Genomic DNA, 17,905 nt, shown 5'->3' with positions numbered 1-17,905 from the left:
AGGTAAGTCCCTTTTAAAATTATATATTTACTAAATGCGGATGAAACGGATTTTATTTTCTTTTATATAAAATGCTCAAAAACTGAATACTAAAAAAATTCTTCCTGAACACTGAATACTACAAAACTATCCTTTATCCGAGATTCTCAAAATATCTCCAAAAACACCTCTTGCTGTAACAGCCGAACCTGCTCCTGCTCCTTGAATAACGATTGGACGATCTCCATACGATTCGGTATAAATTTCGAAGAACGAATCCGAGCCTTTCAAACCGCCTAACGCAGTATCCATTGGAACAGAAACTAATTTCACCTCTAAAATCCCTTTATCGTTTTGTAAATCTCCAGACAATTCCCCTATGTAACGCAATACGTGATTGGGTTCTTGTTCTGATTTAATTTTGTTGTAAATTGGGTCAAACTCTTTTAACTTGGTCAAGAAATCTGCCGCACTACCTTCACGTAAATGTTCCGGAATTAAATTTTGAATAGCAATTTCTTCAAATTCATTTTGCAAGTCTAATTCACGAGCCAAAATCAATAATTTTCTACCTACATCATTTCCGCATAAATCCTCACGAGGGTCTGGCTCGGTATATCCGTTATCAATTGCTTCTTTTAATATTTCACTAAAAGGAACATCTTTTGCTGAAAAATTATTAAACAAATAACTCAATGTTCCAGAGAACACCCCTTTGATTTTAGTAATATTCTCACCCGAAAGATGTAATAATTTGATCGTATCAATTAATGGTAAACCTGCACCAACATTGGTTTCGTATAAATAGCTTTTTTGATTTGTTTCCAAGGTGTTACGCAATTCTCTGTAGAAATCATAACTCAAAGTATTAGCTACTTTGTTTGACGAAATCAAATCAAAACCATTTTCAGCCAAAGAAATATAATTTTCAACGAAAGCCGCACTTGCCGTATTATCTACCGCAATTAAATTTGCCAGATGATGCTCTTTTGCGTAAGCGATAATATCGTCGATCGTATAAATGACACCATTATTTTGAATTTCATTTTTCCAATTTGGTGAAATCCCGCTTTTATTCAATAGAACATTATTTGAATTTGCTATAGCAAATATATTCAAGCGTACTCCTTTTCTTTTTTCAATTGCATCAGCAGACTCAAGGATTTGATTAATCATTGTTCCTCCCACTAATCCATGTCCAAAAACAGCTATATTGATTTTTTTAGCAACACCAAAAATCTCTCCGTGTATTACATTTAGAGCTTTTTTAAGTTCTGATTTTTGAACAACCAAACTCACGTTTTTACCCGTTACGGTATTATTAAATAATATAGGCACAATGTTATTGCGAATCAAAGCGGTATAAGGCTTGTGAAATGTACTCAAATCTTGACCAATAATCGAAATCACCGAAACATCATCAGTTACCGATATTTTGTTGACATCCTTAGAATAAAAATCATTTTCAAACTCTTTTTCTAATTCAATCATCGCTTTGGTTGCTTTATCAGCATCAACCACCAAACCTATTCCTCTTTCAGACGAACCTTGCGAAATGATACTCACACTGATATCATTATCGCCCATTACTTTAAAAATACGGGCATCAACACCTGTTTTCCCAAGTAATCCACGACCTTCTAGGTTTACCAAAGCCACATTTTCTAATACTGAAAGTGTTTTAATCCCTTCTTTATTAGACTTGGCAGTAATAAGAGTTCCTTTGTTTTCATTGTTAAACGTATTCAAAATACGCAAAGGAATGTTTTTTTCTAATAATGGAATAATCGTTTTGGCGTGTAATATATTCGCACCAAAATTAGCCATCTCATTCGCTTCATTGTATGATAAATGCTCAATCTTTTGGGCATCTAAAACCAGTTCAGGATTAGCAGTGTATATTCCATCAACATGCGTATAGTTTTGTAATTCCTCCGCATTGATATAATTAGCTATCAATGAAGCCGTATAATTACTACCATTTCTACCCAAAGTAGTGGTTTCTTTCTTGGTGTTTGAGCCAATAAAACCTGTCACTACAAGAACAGCATCCTTGTTGTCTTTGAAAATCTGGATGACATTCTTCTTTGACACAGCATCCAAAGGTTGTGCATCTCCAAAATTAGAATCCGTTATAATTAATTCTCTTGTATCTGCTAACTTAGCAGGAATGCCTTTTTTATTCAACAAAAACACCAACAACTTAGCCGAAAGCAATTCACCTTGAGCTAATATTTGGTCTTGAATCTTGGCACTAAAATCACCAATCAAACTAACTCCTTCAAAAAGTTTATCTAGCTTATCAAATTCTTGTGAAAAATCAACATCGTCAAAACCATCTTTTTGATAGGCTTTAAAACTTTCTAGTAAAGGCTTATAATTTCCGTTTTTGGCAGCAATTGTAAGGATATCATCCAACTCATCCGTTGCATTTCCTCTTGCAGAAACCACAATAGCAATCTTTTCCTCTTTCTCTATTTTACCAACAATAATATCCAAAACTTTATTGATACCTTCACCGTTGGCCAAAGATTTACCGCCAAATTTTACTATTTTCATCTGTTTTTTATTTTTGAAAACAACTTCTAATAAATTGTCTAATTGTTCGTATTCCATCAAAAAGGCATCGTGCCCGTGTTGTGAATCAATCTCACTATAGAATACATTATCTTTAAATTTTTTAATCTCGTTATAGGTCTCACGATTCTCCTTTGCCGTAAAAAACAAATCCGAATTGATTCCTACAATGTATATATTAGCATCTACTTTTGAAATAACCGATTCTAATGACTCTCGATTCCGAGTTATATCAATCGTTTTCAAAAGCTGATTCATCATTTTATAAGCCGAAAGCTGAAAACGCTTTTCTAATTTCTCACCATGATAATTTAACCAACTTTCAACCTGAAAGGTTTCCAGTTTTTCAGTGGTTAATCTATTGAATTTTTCTTTGAAAGATTCCGGCGTTCTATAACACAGCATAGCGTGAATACGCGCATCTTCGATTGGTTTTTTTGAATTGTTAAGAATTTGCTCTTGCAAATAACAATTAGCAATTAACCAATCCGTCGATTTCCAATCTGTAGCAATAGGAATAAAGTTTTGTGCCAATTTAGGTTCCAAAGCCAAAATTTCCCAAGCTATTCCACCACCTACAGAGCCTCCAATAAGTGCAAACAAATCATCTATTTTCAAAAACCGAAGTCCTTCGATAAAAATACGAGCGATGTCTCTTGCGATAAAATCTCTATAATTCTCTATTGTATCTGAGTTGAAGCCATTTCCTGGTACATCAAAGGAAACGATGGTGTACTTTCTAACATCAATCGTTTTATCCACTCCAACCAAATCGTTCCACCAACCTGTTTCTCCGATGACTTGTGAATTTCCTGTCAAAGCATGATTGATCAAAATAATGGGTGCTGTATGCAAAGGCGCACCAAAAATTTGATACGAAAGATTTAGAGACGGATATTTTGCACCGCTTTCAGTGACAAAATTAAATATGGTAAGGCTTGATGGTTTATTTTCCAACTTCAAATCGTGTTATTAATGATTTGTATTGGAAATATTGTAAAGAAAATTGAACATAAACTAGAAGATTTTGCGTTGTTATCTGCCCACAAAGTTGCGGTAGAATGCAGCACCTTCTTCGATGAATCGAAGGGTTGCTAAGGCATCATCGGGTCTAATCCCTCGTCCTTTCTTTATAACATTTCAATACGTTTATGAACATTCAAGGCACAAAGAAACTACTATTTTTTCAAACAAACAAATTTTGCTGGTTCAGATTTACTGCTACAGCAAAGCAAAGCAAAAAACGCAAGTCAAAACTGAATAAAACCACTCAGAGATCACTTGCGTTTGCCATTTACTTTTTCGAAATAAGAACTATATAAACAATGTTTCATTTTCTTTAGAGTACATTAATAAAAGTGAATTCACTACATTTTTTTGTTTTTCTAAACTTGCTCCTCTAGTGGTGCTAAATCTAGTATTTGTCAATTCTTCTTTGTTTCCAGGAGCTGGAGTTGCACTTCTTCTATTCCTTAAAAATCCTAAGGCGCCAGTAATAATTCTTCTTGTGTTCATGATTTTAATTTTAATTTGTTTGACTTTATTTATTTGCTTATTATTTTTTTATTATGATGTATAAAAAAACCCTTTTGGTTTATTTCCAAAAGGGTTTATGCTATATATAAACGATACTTTTGGATATCAACAGACTGACACTTGTGCACAAAACACAATCATCGATACTTGTTTCAATTTTTTAGTGGTATTACTATTCATTTTTATTGTTTTATGAATCTTATTTTTTGTTCCTATTTATCAAAAAAGCCTCCTAATTTCTTAGGAGGCTTTTGCTATATTTTAGTCTTATTTGAATAAAAATATTAAGCTATCGCACTCCTGCGGATTTCTTTAGATTGAACCATAGATTTTATACAAATAATAAAATTCATTTTTGTTTTTTTTTACAGCCACAAAGATAGAAATTTTCTTTGATTCTCCAAGCTGATTTTTTACTATTTTTTGGTTACTAACCAAATTAACAGTTAATTATGATTTATAAATTGATTTTAACATTAAATTCTAAAAAGCAAATCAGACAAGAGCTTTTTCTGCAAGCCGATTTAAAAAAATCAACTCTATTCCACTCTTATGATTTGACATGTCAAAGATACAATCGAAATCCAATTTTGATGTTATCACAATCTTAAATAAAGATTATTATAAAGTATCAAAAACGGCTTTTAAATCTGCTTTCAAGTCATCGATATCTTCCAATCCTACTGAAAGACGGATTAAATCTTTAGTAACACCTGAAGCGACCTGTTGATCGTCTGACAACTGCTGGTGTGTTGTGCTTGCTGGATGAATGATTAATGACTTTGTATCTCCAATATTTGCTAAAAGCGAAAACAATTTAGTATCATCAGCAACTTTTTTAGCAGCATCAAAACCAGCTTTCAAACCGAAAGTCACTAATCCGTTTTGTCCTTTAGGTAAATATTGTTGTGCTAAATCATAATACTTACTTGATTTTAATCCTGGATAGTTTACCCATGCTACTTGATCTTGAGATTCTAGCCATTGTGCCAATGCCAATCCATTTTCACTATGTTTTTGAACACGCACCGCCAAAGTCTCTAATCCTTGAATAATTTGAAAAGCATTATACGGACTCAAAGCTGCTCCATAATCACGTAATCCTTCGATTCTCACTTTGGCAATAAAAGCGGCCGCCCCTAACGCATCGTGATAAACTAATCCATGATAACCTGGATTTGGCTCTGTAAACTCAGGAAAACGCCCACTGCTCCAGTCAAAAGTTCCTGCATCAATAATAACACCTCCTAATGAAGTCCCGTTACCTGCAATGTATTTGGTCAAAGAATGAATCACAATATTAGCTCCATGCTCAATAGGATTCAATAAATATGGTGAAGCAACGGTATTATCAACAACGAAAGGCACCTTTAAAGAATTAGCCACTTTTGAAATTGCTTTTAAATCCAATACATCTAATTTTGGATTCCCTAAACTTTCCACAAAAATCACTTTAGTATTTTCGTTCGCTGCTTTTTCAAAATTCGCTGCATCAGAAGGATCCACAAATGTTGTTGTAATCCCTAATCTTGGCAAAGTTGAATTAAACAAGTTGAATGTCCCACCATACAAACTACTCGAAGCCACAATATGATCTCCAGTTTTCAACATGCTTAATAATCCTGTAGCGATTGCCGCTGTTCCAGAAGCCGTAACAACTGCTGCAATACCACCTTCAAGAGCCGCCAAACGTTGCTCTAAAATATCATTTGTTGGATTATTTAATCGCGTGTAAATGTAACCTGATTCAGCCAGTCCAAATAAATTAGCCGCGTGTTCTGAATTGTTAAAAACATACGATGATGTTTGGTAAATTGGAACAGCTCTCGTTCCTGCATGTTTAGTTACATCATGCCCTGCATGCAATGCATTCGTTTCAAATTTTAAAGTGCTCATGTTTATTTATTTTAATTATTTATTTGATAAAAAAAGCCTCCCAATTACTCGGGAGGCTTTGCTAAATTTATTATTAAAGTTTATGCAATAGAGTACCCGCAGAATAATTTCTGTTTTATCATACACATATTTGCTTTAAAAAAATACATTTTTCTTTTTTTGGGTTATCAAATTTGAGAACTAAATCTGATTTTTCCAAATCATTACAGATTAATTAACATTTGCGACTTTCCAATTTTCGACCTACTAGAAGAGCAAACGCTTCTTTGTTTAAGATAATATAAAAAATTAGTTAAGTTTAATTTACAATTCAAAATGGTTTCATACCTTTGCACCTCAAAATACAAGAGGAAAAATTTGAACTGATTGCAACCTCTTCATAGTGAACATTATTCATTATGGATGCTGAAAATTTTTCAGTAGAAAAAAATGCTAAAGCAGAAACTCTCCTTTAGTCCATTTTGCAATTACTTTTCCTCGCCTAATTTAAAAAAAAATTATATTATGGCTTATTTATTTACGTCAGAATCTGTGAGCGAAGGACATCCAGACAAGATTGCAGACCAAATCTCAGACGCATTAATTGACAACTTTTTAGCATTTGATGCTGATTCGAAAGTAGCATGTGAAACTTTAGTAACTACTGGTCAAGTAATTTTGGCAGGAGAAGTAAAGTCAGACACTTATCTTGATGTACAGCAAATTGCTCGTGATGTAATTAGAAAAATTGGTTACACTAAGAGCGAATATATGTTTGAGGCTAATTCTTGTGGAATTCTTTCGGCTATCCACGAGCAATCAGCAGATATCAATCAAGGTGTTGATAGAAAAAACCCTGAAGAACAAGGAGCGGGTGACCAAGGAATGATGTTTGGTTATGCTACTAATGAAACTGAAAACTTCATGCCATTGGCACTGGATTTATCTCATAAATTACTACAAGAATTAGCCGCTTTAAGACGCGAAAATAATGAAATCACTTATTTACGTCCAGATGCTAAATCTCAAGTAACTTTAGAATATAGTGATGACAATGTACCAGTACGTATTGATGCAATTGTAATCTCTACTCAACACGACGATTTTGACGCTGAAGAAGCAATGCTTGCTAAAATCAAAAAGGACATCGTTGAAATTTTGATTCCAAGAATTATTGCAAAGAATCCAAAACACGCCCATTTATTCAATGACAAAATTCAATACCATATTAACCCAACTGGGAAATTTGTGATTGGTGGTCCTCACGGAGATACTGGTTTAACTGGTAGAAAAATCATTGTAGACACTTACGGTGGTAAAGGAGCTCACGGTGGTGGTGCTTTCTCTGGAAAAGACCCATCTAAAGTAGATAGAAGCGCCGCATATGCAACACGTCATATTGCTAAAAACTTAGTAGCTGCTGGTGTAGCTGATGAGATTTTAGTACAAGTATCATACGCTATTGGAGTTGCTCAACCAATGGGTATTTTTGTAAATACCTATGGTAAAGCTAAAGTAAACTTAACCGATGGTGAAATCGCTAAAAAAGTAGAAGCTATCTTTGATATGCGCCCTTACTTTATTGAGCAACGTTTGAAATTAAGAAACCCAATATACAGCGAAACTGCTGCTTACGGACATATGGGACGTACGCCTGAAACCGTTACTAAAACATTCTCTGCTCCAGGTGGCGAATCTAAAACTGTTACTGTTGAATTGTTTACATGGGAAAAATTAGATTTTGTTGACCAAGTAAAAACAGCTTTTGGATTGTAATCCAATTGCTTACTAAATATAAAAACCGGACTAAATTTGATTTTAGTCCGGTTTTTTTTAGCCTTGATAAAAGAAGCAGCCTTGTGCGGTTCGAATTTATTCCGCCACAAGATCTAACTGCCAACACATAGGTATAGCTGCCAGCAGGATTCGCTACAAATTATACTTCATCGAAAAAATCACATATCGAGGTTGCACGGTATATTGTGCTGTTCTAGTTGAAAACTGAGAAAAACTATCATCGTTTAACGAAGTCGTATTTAAAATATTAGTCGCTGAAAGTTTGTATTCCATTTTAGCATTTTTCTTTTGGTAAATCATACTCGCACTCAAGAAATCATACTCGTTTTGAACAGTTCTCGAATCATTGCGATAGTTAAAAAATTCATATTCCGAAACAAAAGAAAAGGCATTAAGAAAGTAATAATCTAACTTAACTGATGGTTTATCAGTATAAAATGTAGTTCCGTTATACTCATTGATTGTATACGCATAGCCTAGTTCTAAGTTGGGCAACTTTTTATAATTGGTAGAAGCTTTAACAGAATAATTCTGCGTAAGACTTTCGGTTGTAGTAGGTCTATTGTTTTGAATATTGTTGAATTTAGACCAATTGACACTGGCACCAATACTAGCCTTGTAATTCTTTAAAAATGAACGGCCATAATTTCCAGAACCTGACAATGTCTCATCGGCTAAATTTGAATTGTAGGGCAATGAGGTTTGATTAATCCCTGAAAAAACAGAATTAGTTTTTACAGCGTCTACCTTCTTTGTATAGGTCGCATTTGCGAAAATATTTTCTAGATTATACATATTGTACTTAAAATAACGCAATGAATGCACTTGCGAAGTCGCATTCTCAAGTGTTCTATTTCCTAATGAAAGACTGTTATAATTTGAAAAAACATAACCTTCGACTAGCTTATTAATATCCGTAAAACTATTGGTTAAGGAATAATTATAGGTCAAACTTTCGGATTTCTTGATTTGGTACAAAGCAAAAACATCTGGTAAAACTCTAACAAAGCTTTGTTGAAAATCTGTTCCTAATTGCTGATTATTCATATCATAATAATGCAAACTAACTCCGGGATTGAAAGTGAATTTCCCTGTCAAAATCTTATAATGTAAGCCTAAATAGACATCGTTAAAAGCATAATTGACTTGGTTATTATTTTCGACAGCGTTCAAATCATTAACCGACTGATTGTCGAGTATTTGAAAAATATGAGAGTTAAAATTTTGGTACGAATAGGTATCTCCTATCGTTAAATTGATATTACTCTTAGGTGTTACCATATAGTAGTAATCTAATTTTGCATCTATTTTATTTGTTTTCACAAAACGATCTTGATTCAAATCATTCCGATTTTGCCCAGATACATAATCAGTTAAATTAAAGGGCTGACTTTGTAAATTCGCATTATAAAATGGGTTTTCGTCTTGATATAAATGTTGTGCTTCAAAAGCCAAAATATTTTTATCATTTAAGGTATAATACAAATTCAGGTTTTGATTATACGATATAGGGTCTTGCTTTTTGGTGGTAAAAATATCCTCTGTATCCGAAACTGAATTCACTATCGATTCTCTATAAAGTGAAGCAAACTCATCTTGTTTTGAAATCTTAGCCAAGACATCATAATCAAATTGCAATTTTGTATTGGGCTTATAGCTAGAACTTAATTTAAATAGTCCAAAATTACTTTTTTGAGCGGCTACCTCTTGACTTTTTTGTTGGTCACCAGAATCCAATATGGTCGTCTGTGATTTGGTTTCTAAATCAGTAGTTGAACTTGTGAAAATCCCAAAACCACTAAGATTCCATGTCTTATTTACATTATAAGAGAAATTAGTCGCACCAAATTTGGTCTCAATAACTTTGGCTCTATTATTTCGCAAAAGCGAGATTCCTAAATTATTAGAAGAAACATCAAAACTACTACCTCCTTTATTAGAAACACCTCTAAAACCACCTGTCATTTTGAAATAATCTTGAACAGTCAAAGGCAGTTCGCCTATATTATTAAAGTTTGAAATCACATTAACACTATATGTAGGACTGTAATAAAATAATTTTGGATTAATCAGATAGCGACTTTCTTCATGAGCAACTCCAATTCCAGCATTTATATCACCAAACCAAAAATTCTTTTTACCAGATTTTAGCTTGATATTCATCGCTACATTATCCTGATTATTCTCGACTCCCTTAAGCGCACCTACTTCACTGTAGTTACGCAATACTTGGATTTTATCAATAGCATCTGCTGGAATATTCTTAACCCCTAATTTAGTGTCTCCGTCAAAAAAATCTTTTCCTTCTACCATTAATTTGGAAACTTTTTTTCCCTCTACTTCAACTTCACCATCATCATTTACCTCAACTCCAGGTAATTTTTTTAAAACATCTTCTAGTTTACGTTCCGTTCCTGATTTGAAAGAATCAGCATTATAAACAATTGTATCTCCTTTGATAGAAACAGGCATTTCACGAACTATTTCGACACCTTCTAGTTCAATTCCACCAGCTTCCATTTCAACAGTTTTGGTGATGTTTTCCTGAGCTGTAACAATTTCGACAATTCTGCTTTTCATCCCTAGATAACTAATATTAATACTATAAGGAGTATTCATATTCAGCGAAAGGTTAAACTTTCCTTTATCATTTGTAATTGCATAGGAGTCCATCGCATTAGTATTACGATTTACAGCCATAATATTCGCCATTTCTAGAGGATGCCCCTCAGTATCTTTTATAAACCCATCTAATCGAATGGATTGTGCAACAGAAATCAAGGAGCACATAGACAAAACCACCAAAAGTGCTTTTTTCATAAGTTATTGTTTTTAGTATTGTATTTATTGATGAATTCATAAATTAACCTCTTCCGCCACCAGGTCCTCCTGGGCCTCTACCACCACCAGGTCTTTGATTAGACTCCATAAATTCTTTTGTCTTTTTGACTACTATTTCATCATATTCTTTTTGGGAAACAACCTTTCCAGAGGTTGATGGTTTTATGACTGTTTTTTCTTTAGGGTTTAAAACAATTTTAGAACACAGAATAACCGTCTTACCATCATTTATTTCTAAAATCAAACCTGGCAATCCCCAATATTTATCTGGCCCCTGATTTACTGGAATCTCAGGAGTATACCATGCCGTTATCACTGCTTCTTTTGGCACCATTAAATTATCGAATAGGTTTGTTTTCTTTTCTTTAGCTTCTTGCTCTTCTTTCTTTTTTTCCTCATCTGATTTTGGTCTTAATGCATTAAAATCCAACTCTGTTACTGACAAAACTGCTGTGGCTTTAAAACAATTATACCCTCCAATTAATCTTGTTTCACCCTCCATTTTCCATTGTAACTTAGGTAGAGAATCTTTAACCAAAAACTGCTTACCCATAAATTCTTTATCGATGGTATAGGTCTTTTGTTTTACGTTTTTATAGTAAGCACCGCCTGTCCCCATCATCGAACTCATCATTCTTGCCCTACCTCCGCCACCATCTTGACCTGGAGTTTCTAGTTTTTCTTCCTCTTTATATAGTGATGCCGATTTATCAAAATTAAGAATGAATGTTTTTTCAAACATAGATTTCATACGGTCCTCCATCCTTTTTTGCATTTCAGGAGTAATATCTTTATTTCCCTTCATTCTCTCTTTGAACTCAGCCGAACTGGTTTTGGATTGATACACCGCCATTCCCTGAAATTCCTGAGCTTTCACGCTTAAATAAGCAGTCAAAACAAAAACCAGTAGTAAAACTCTTTTCTTCATCATATTTTTATTTATTGTATTTTCAATTAATTTCTGTTTCTTTTTTATGTTTCATATGTACCGTTTTTTTGTAATTTGCAACGCTATGAAAAATACTTTTTTACTTATCTTATTCTTTTTATTTTTTTCAATTAGTGCTCAAAATTCTAAAATAATTGCTTCAAAAATCAATTCGGTTTCAAGCAACAATAAAGAATTTGTGGGCAGAGACCAATTTGGTTATAACTACTATATAGACAATGCTATCTTTTACAAAATAAAAAACCAAGAACACTGGGAATACAAAAATGTATCTTTAGGTGCTTTAACTAAAGTTGACCTCAACAACCCATTAAAAATTGTTCTTTTTTACGAAAACTTTAATACTGTTGTTATTTTAGACAATCAATTGAGTGAGACCCAAAAAATAAATTTTTCAGAAAACACAAATCCTATTACTGTTACAGCAACTGGAATTGCTGGACAAAATCAGTTATGGATTTACAATCGCTTAAACCAACAAATAGGTTTTTATGATTATTTAAAAAACACTTATAGAACAATCTCGACTCCATTCCCTGAAACGATGATTTATTATCAATCTGATTTCAATCACTTCTATTGGATAGACGATAAAAAGAATGCGTTCGTGTGCTCTATTTATGGAAAAATTTCGAATTTAGGAAAAGTCTCTGATTTTGAATGGTTTGAATTCATCAATGAATTTCAATACATCTATAGCAAAAACAAGCAATTATTTCTGGTAGATAGCACGAAAAACAAAAAATACGAAATCGAAATTTTAGAAAAAACGTTTGATAAATGCTATTACAAAGACCAAATTTTATCTATTTTTACAACAGAAGGAATTACAAATTATAAAATCATAACACCGTAATGCACATAGCAATAGCAGGAAATATAGGTTCAGGAAAAACAACATTAACACAATTACTCTCCAAACATTTCAAATGGGAGCCTCATTATGAGGACGTGGTTGACAACCCTTACCTAGACGACTTTTATCATCAAATGGAGCGTTGGTCATTTAATTTGCAGATTTACTTCTTAAATAGCCGTTTTCGACAAGTAAAACAAATTCGCGAAAGCGGAAAAAAAGTAATCCAAGATCGTACGATTTATGAGGATGCTCATATTTTTGCGCCCAATTTATTTGCCATGGGATTAATGACTCATCGTGATTTTGACAATTACACTTCTTTATTTGAATTAATGGAATCGACAGTTAAAGCTCCAGATGTATTGATATACCTGAGAAGCTCTATTCCGAATTTGGTAGGACAAATACACAAAAGAGGGCGTGAATATGAAACCTCAATTTCTATTGACTATTTAAGTCGTTTGAACGAACGATACGAAGCTTGGATTCAATCTTACGACCGTGGAAAATTATTAATTATAGATGTAGATAACATAAATTTTGTAGACAACCCTGAAGACTTAGGAAACATTATAAATAAAATTGATGCCGAATTAAATGGATTATTCTAAAATACAGATAATTACGGTTTATCCATATAAAAATGCCTCGCAATTTCCGAGGCATTTTTATTTTTCACTACCTTTATATAAACCTTAATCTATTATAGTAAGAGTCACCTATTAATTGGTTTTCTGAATAATAATTTAATTCAAAAAATCATGAAACGCTTTGACTTTAAAAAGAGAACAATTTGCCATTTATTGGCTATTTTATTTACATTACAAAGTTGTAGTATTTATAAAAAAACATCCATAACATTAGACGAAGCCGAAAGGACAAATCTAAAAACCTTAGTTGTTACTTCTGATAATAAGAAGAATGAATATTTTCAAATCGTCAAGATTGACAGCAACTATTATGGTGAAAAAAAATTAAACGGTAAAATTGAAAAAATACCTTTATCAAAAGCAGAAATAAAAAATATTCGTGTACTTAATAAAACAGCAACTGTTCTTGTGAATACTGCAATTTTGGCGGGAACAGCAGGAGCTATTCTATTAATTATTGCTCTAAAAGAACTTGATGATTGGAATCCAGGGGGATTTGGAGTTAACAGTTATTAATATAAATTAAAATGCCCCGCAATTGCGAGGCATTATTTAATTGTAATCAAAGATATTATTCCCAACTAAGGCTATTATAGGTAAGCTTAGCTGTTCCATCAGACTGGCAATACACACCTGTTTTAAAATAATAGGCATTATCAAAAGCAGATCCCCATGCATCTTCAATATAAAAAGTACGTTTTTCACCATTCACAGTAGCACTAATATATTTATTTCCTGTAAGTTCTAAGGTAATTTGCAACAACTTACTTGAAGGCAAAGTAGTTGTAAAAGCACCATTGTTAGTCAATGAAGTCCCCTTTACAGGTTCTTTGTTCACTTTATAATAAATTGTGTTACCCGTAACTGAAACTCTTAAAACAGGCAATGTTGCATTTTGATTGTGTAATTGAGCTAGTGTAACTTCACCTGTAGGCTGGCTTACTAAGTTAGCACTAATAGTCATTTTACGTACAGATGTTTTATTAAAATTATCCGTTCTACGAAGTTCAGTTCTAGTTGAAGCCCCTCCATTATTATACAGTACCATCTTGCCGCTACTTAAATAGAAAAAATAAGAAGCATAAGAAGATAAATCTGTTACATCTGAGGTAAGATAATCCGTCTGTAATTTACATTTTGCCAAAGCTGCTGAAAAAGTACTGCTTGAACCAGGCGCAACATACGTTTTAGCCGTTAAACTTGTTGTTGACTCCGTTAGAACTTCAGATGATTCTACTGCACTAGACACTTCACTATCCGAAGTACAAGAAAAAGTTGCAGCCAATGCTGCACAACAAATAGTCATTTTTACTGACTGTAAAGAAATCATTTTTTTAATCATTTTAATTTGGGGTTAGGTTAGTCTTATTGGTTCACCATTTTGGTATACCAATTGTTGGTTCAGCAAACATAACTAAAATTATTAATAATACGATATATTAACATTAAAAATATAATTTACACATAGCAAAACCCCTTATAACAAAGAATGCCTCACAATTGCGAGGCATTCTTTGTTATAAAAAATATTCTGTATTTTACTATGAAGCTTTTAAATTTTAGTACAACATGATTTTCCTTTTGTATGAACAAACTTTCCATTTTTATCAAAATGAGACAAACATACTTTCTTTTCTTCAGCAGAACATCCATTATCATCACACATTTTAGCACATTCCTCTTTGGTCATTTTTTCACATTTTGACATATCGCAGCCTGTAACCTTAGCAGGATGATGTTCGCATTTTTTATTAGTACAACCATTTGCCACACATTCTTCTTTTGACATCGAAGTACATTTACCATTTGCTGCACAACAAGCAGCCATTTCTTGATGATGTTCGCAATTTACATTAGTACAACCTTTAGCTACACATTCCTCTTTAGACATTGACGTACATTCACTAGCAGTAATACAACAAGAAGCCAAATCACGGGATACGGTATGACTACCATTTCCTAATATCGGAGCCATCACCAATCCAATCAAACAAGTCAATTTAATCAATATGTTCATAGAAGGCCCTGAAGTATCTTTGAATGGATCACCAACTGTATCACCAGTTACGGCCGCTTTATGCGCATCTGACCCTTTATAGGTCATTTCTCCATTAATCATTACCCCAGCCTCAAAAGATTTTTTAGCGTTGTCCCAAGCTCCCCCTGCATTATTTTGAAAAACAGCCCATAATACTCCTGAAACCGTAACACCAGCCATATAGCCCCCTAACATTTCAGCAATTAATTGATTGTTATCACTATAAACCAACTTTCCGAGAAGCACTACCGCAATAGGAAAACCAATAGTCAAAGCACCCGGCAACATCATTTCGCGTAAAGCTGCCTTAGTCGAAATATCAACACATTTGGCATATTCAGGCTTACCAGTCCCTTCCATTATTCCTGGGATTTCCTTAAACTGACGACGCACTTCGTAAACCATATCCATTGCAGCCTTCCCTACTGAATTCATCGCTAAAGCTGAAAAAACAACTGGTATCATCCCACCCACAAAAAGCATCGCTAAAACAGGCGCTTTAAAAATATTAATTCCGTCAATTCCTGTGAAAGTCACATAGGCCGCAAACAAAGCCAAAGATGTTAAGGCTGCCGAAGCAATTGCAAAACCTTTACCTGTTGCTGCAGTTGTATTACCGACAGAATCTAAAATATCGGTACGAGTACGTACTTCTTTTGGTAATTCACTCATCTCAGCAATTCCACCAGCATTATCTGAAATAGGACCAAAAGCATCAATAGCTAATTGCATGGCAGTAGTTGCCATCATAGCCGAAGCTGCCAAGGCAACCCCATAAAATCCTGCTAATGCATAAGAAGACCAAATTGCAGCTGCAAACAACAAAACCGTTGGAAAAGTAGAAATCATTCCCGTTGCCAATCCTGCAATTACATTGGTTCCCGCACCTGTACTAGATTTTTGAACAATAGCCATTACTGGTTTCGTCCCCAGACCCGTATAATATTCCGTAACCGAAGAAATCACACCACCCACTATCAAACCAATAATAGTTGCAAAAAACACTCGCATCGATGAAATATCTTGAATCCCTTCGCCAAAAAATTCCATTTTCATATTTTGAGGCAACATATATTCCACCAGAAAAAAGCATGAAATTGCAGTTAAACCAATCGAAACCCAGTTCCCAATATTTAAAGCCTTTTGCACCTCGGCTTCCTTAGCATCATCATTTGATATTTTAACTAACATTGTTCCAATGATGGAAAATAAAATTCCAAAACCAGCAATTGCCATAGGTAATAGAATTGGACCAATTCCACCAAAAACATCTTGAATCGAGCCTCCCATGTCTTTAATCACATAATTACCCAATACCATAGCCGCCAAAACTGTCGCTACATATGACCCAAATAAATCGGCTCCCATACCCGCAACATCCCCTACGTTATCACCCACGTTATCCGCGATAGTTGCAGGATTACGTGGATCGTCTTCAGGGATTCCTGCTTCGACCTTACCTACTAAATCAGCACCGACATCGGCAGCTTTAGTATAAATACCTCCACCAACACGAGCGAATAGCGCAATCGATTCTGCTCCTAAAGAAAAACCTGCTAATGTTTCAAGTACGATGGTCATTTTTTCGGTCCCATCAACTCCCCAGACACCATCCATAAAATAATGAAAAAAGAAAATAAAGAAACCGGTAAGCCCTAAAACAGCTAATCCTGCTACGCCAAGCCCCATCACCGTACCTCCACCAAAAGAAACTTGTAAGGCTTTTGGCAAACTAGTTCGTGCCGCTTGCGTAGTTCTAACATTTGTTTTGGTTGCTATCTTCATTCCCATATTCCCAGCAAGAGCTGAGAAAAAAGCTCCAAATACAAAAGCAACCACAATTAATATATGAGTAGTAGGAACTATGAAAGATATTATTGATAGTGCGATACTTGCACCAATAACGAAGAAAGTTAATAATCGATATTCGGCTTTAAGAAACGCCAAAGCACCTTCATAAATATAATCTGAAATAGAAGCCATTTTTCCATCACCTGCATCTTGCCTTAAAACCCAAGCTCTTTTGACTCCCATAAAAACAAGTCCAATAATCGCCATGATTATTGGTAAGTAAATCATAATTGTATTCATAAATTGGTTCGGTTAAATGTTAATACTAAATTGTGTACCGAACGAATTTAACAAAAAAAGCAATACTCTTTTAGGAATATTGCTTTTTTATTTATGTTTTAAAGAGAAATTTACAATTTAATAGTAAATAAACCTTCTGGTTTGTTAGGAATATCATTAAAACGTTTTTGACATTCTTTGATAATTGCGAATGCCTCATTTACATCTCCCCAACCTTCAACATCAACTTTCTTGTTCTCTAAATCTTTATATACTTGGAAGAAATGTTCGATTTCTTTCACTAAGTGAGGATTGATGTCAGATAAGTTTTCTAATGAATTCCAAATTGGGTCAGAAACGGGTACACAGATAACTTTTTCATCTGGTCCTTTATCATCTGCCATGTGGAAAACACCAATTGGCTTCACTTCCATTACACAACCTGGAAAAGTTGGTTCGTTTACTAAAACCAATACATCTAATGGATCTCCATCAAGAGCTAAAGTTTCTGGAATAAAACCGTAATCGGCTGGATACATCATCGAAGAGAACAACATTCTATCAAAACGCATTCTTTTAATTTCGAAATCATATTCGTATTTATTTCTACTTCCTCTTGGAATTTCGATTAATACATCGAAAGTGGTTATTTTGTCTGCAGTCATTTTTTAATATCTTAAGTTCTTTTTTATGCGTTGGCAAAAGTAAGCAAAAACATTTTTATTACAAGAAAT

At 33.9% G+C, this 17,905-nt stretch carries 12 protein-coding genes and 1 riboswitch; of the genes, 4 read left to right on the top strand and 8 right to left on the bottom strand.

What is annotated here, in order from left to right:
- Positions 1-126 precede the first annotated feature (126 nt).
- From thrA to SLW70_RS05490, 3 genes are all read right to left on the bottom strand, one after another.
- Positions 127-3,513, bottom strand: a complete 3,387-nt coding sequence (thrA, locus tag SLW70_RS05500; protein WP_320891051.1) for a bifunctional aspartate kinase/homoserine dehydrogenase I — start codon at positions 3,511-3,513, stop codon at positions 127-129.
- A 75-nt stretch (positions 3,514-3,588) separates the two neighbouring features.
- Positions 3,589-3,695, bottom strand: a riboswitch (SAM riboswitch).
- Positions 3,696-3,870: 175 nt separating this feature from the next.
- On the bottom strand, positions 3,871-4,071 hold the full coding sequence (locus tag SLW70_RS05495) for a hypothetical protein (RefSeq protein ID WP_320891050.1): 201 nt from the start codon (positions 4,069-4,071) through the stop codon (positions 3,871-3,873).
- 642 nt (positions 4,072-4,713) lie between these two features.
- The gene (locus SLW70_RS05490) at positions 4,714-5,988 is read right to left on the bottom strand and encodes an O-acetylhomoserine aminocarboxypropyltransferase/cysteine synthase family protein (RefSeq protein WP_320891049.1); all 1,275 of its coding nucleotides are present in this window, start codon (positions 5,986-5,988) and stop codon (positions 4,714-4,716) included.
- Positions 5,989-6,492: 504 nt separating this feature from the next.
- Here SLW70_RS05490 and metK point away from each other — a divergent pair.
- Complete coding sequence (gene metK / locus SLW70_RS05485) at positions 6,493-7,743, top strand: methionine adenosyltransferase (RefSeq protein ID WP_320891048.1); 1,251 nt, start codon at positions 6,493-6,495, stop codon at positions 7,741-7,743.
- 153 nt (positions 7,744-7,896) lie between these two features.
- Here the strand turns inward: metK and SLW70_RS05480 are convergent, their stop codons facing one another.
- Both SLW70_RS05480 and SLW70_RS05475 read right to left on the bottom strand, forming a co-directional pair.
- The gene (locus SLW70_RS05480; protein WP_320891047.1) at positions 7,897-10,584 is read right to left on the bottom strand and encodes a carboxypeptidase regulatory-like domain-containing protein; all 2,688 of its coding nucleotides are present in this window, start codon (positions 10,582-10,584) and stop codon (positions 7,897-7,899) included.
- Positions 10,585-10,627: 43 nt separating this feature from the next.
- A complete protein-coding gene (locus SLW70_RS05475) occupies positions 10,628-11,533 on the bottom strand; it encodes a GLPGLI family protein (RefSeq protein ID WP_320891756.1) in 906 nt (301 codons plus the stop codon).
- Between the two features lie 85 nt (positions 11,534-11,618).
- Here SLW70_RS05475 and SLW70_RS05470 point away from each other — a divergent pair, with 85 nt between their 5' ends.
- The 3 genes from SLW70_RS05470 to SLW70_RS05460 all read left to right on the top strand — a co-directional run bounded on the left by SLW70_RS05470 (position 11,619) and on the right by SLW70_RS05460 (position 13,579).
- Positions 11,619-12,410, top strand: coding sequence for a hypothetical protein (locus SLW70_RS05470; RefSeq protein ID WP_320891046.1), 792 nt, complete (start codon positions 11,619-11,621; stop codon positions 12,408-12,410).
- Positions 12,410-13,024 (top strand): deoxynucleoside kinase, encoded by a 615-nt coding sequence (locus SLW70_RS05465; protein WP_320891045.1) that lies wholly within the window; start codon positions 12,410-12,412, stop codon positions 13,022-13,024. The genes SLW70_RS05470 and SLW70_RS05465 overlap by 1 nt, the downstream gene beginning before the upstream one ends.
- A gap of 150 nt (positions 13,025-13,174) precedes the next feature.
- Positions 13,175-13,579: a hypothetical protein gene (locus SLW70_RS05460; protein WP_320891044.1), complete on the top strand. Its 405-nt coding sequence runs from the start codon at positions 13,175-13,177 to the stop codon at positions 13,577-13,579.
- A 55-nt stretch (positions 13,580-13,634) separates the two neighbouring features.
- Here the strand turns inward: SLW70_RS05460 and SLW70_RS05455 are convergent, their stop codons facing one another.
- From SLW70_RS05455 to SLW70_RS05445, 3 genes are all read right to left on the bottom strand, one after another.
- Positions 13,635-14,393: a polysaccharide lyase family 7 protein gene (locus tag SLW70_RS05455; RefSeq protein ID WP_320891043.1), complete on the bottom strand. Its 759-nt coding sequence runs from the start codon at positions 14,391-14,393 to the stop codon at positions 13,635-13,637.
- 222 nt (positions 14,394-14,615) lie between these two features.
- Positions 14,616-17,192: a sodium-translocating pyrophosphatase gene (locus SLW70_RS05450; protein ID WP_320891042.1), complete on the bottom strand. Its 2,577-nt coding sequence runs from the start codon at positions 17,190-17,192 to the stop codon at positions 14,616-14,618.
- A 110-nt stretch (positions 17,193-17,302) separates the two neighbouring features.
- On the bottom strand, positions 17,303-17,836 hold the full coding sequence (locus SLW70_RS05445) for an inorganic diphosphatase (protein ID WP_320891041.1): 534 nt from the start codon (positions 17,834-17,836) through the stop codon (positions 17,303-17,305).
- Positions 17,837-17,905: the final 69 nt, after the last annotated feature.

Source organism: Flavobacterium sp. NG2, assembly GCF_034119845.1.
Classification (GTDB): domain Bacteria; phylum Bacteroidota; class Bacteroidia; order Flavobacteriales; family Flavobacteriaceae; genus Flavobacterium.
Note: the sequence above shows the minus strand (reverse complement) of the source record. Positions and strands in the feature narration are given on the sequence as shown.